This is a genomic window from Hymenobacter sp. AT01-02, assembly GCF_000961955.2.
In the GTDB taxonomy this organism is placed as follows: Bacteria; Bacteroidota; Bacteroidia; order Cytophagales; family Hymenobacteraceae; genus Hymenobacter; species Hymenobacter mucosus.
In genome coordinates this window covers 1-793 of record NZ_JZIR02000147.1, presented here as the reverse complement: position 1 = coordinate 793, position 793 = coordinate 1, and the positions used below count along the sequence as shown (strand labels likewise).

The 793-nt window shown below is 51.7% G+C and carries 1 protein-coding gene; it reads right to left on the bottom strand.

Annotated features, from left to right (window positions below):
* Positions 1-55: 55 nt before the first annotated feature.
* A partial coding sequence (locus VI25_RS25385) for an MlaD family protein (protein WP_410503454.1) occupies positions 56-793 on the bottom strand: 738 nt, incomplete at its 5' end.

Below are 793 nucleotides of genomic sequence, written 5' to 3'. Positions count from 1 at the left end.
CCCCAAAGGAGCGGATTTCAAAGGTACAGGATGTATTGAGAAGCTTGCGCAGCACTCAGGGAGTAACCACCGCGCTGGTAGCAGGAGTAGTTACCGTTTTGGTTTCTTTTTCTACTTCGCCGTTAGGCTTGGTAGTGGTTTCGGTTTTCTTCTTCTCTTTGCCACCTCCGCCAAACACAGAGAAGTGTACATAGCGTTTGGGGTTCGATTGGAAGTCGGTTAGCAAGGAGTTGGTGCTGGCAGCCGTGGCGTTGAGGTTATTGTACAGCAGCGTATCATTGATAAGCTTACCTAGCGAGCCTTTCTGATCAGTCAAGGAGCGATTAAGCGTTGTCATCGTGCTCTGCGCTTCCGTCATAGTGGCGTTGAGCTTGCGCATAGCTGGTCCTACCGGAGCACCCTTCAACGAGTCGCTAAGCACCGAGAAGTTGGCAGCAATGCGGTCAAATTTGGCGCTGGTCTTGTTCAAATCCGCCGTCAGGCGAGCCATGTTGGTCGTGATTTGGTTGATGTTGCGCTGGTTCATCAGCAACAGGTTTTTCAAGGCCTCGGTGCTACCCTGAGCGTTGAGCAGAGTAGCTTGCAGGCTCACCCGAGCATCTTTGTTGAGAAACCCGTTTACCTTAATCAAGGTTGAGTCGACGGTACCTAGTACGGGCAAGGCCTTAGCCTGGAAAGCATCTGTGATGCTGGCTACCGTATAGGAACGCAGTTCTTCCCCGCCATCGAACACCTTGGTGTTCTTGCCCAAAAAGAGCGTAATGGTTTTAGAGCCTAGCAGCGACCCACTAAG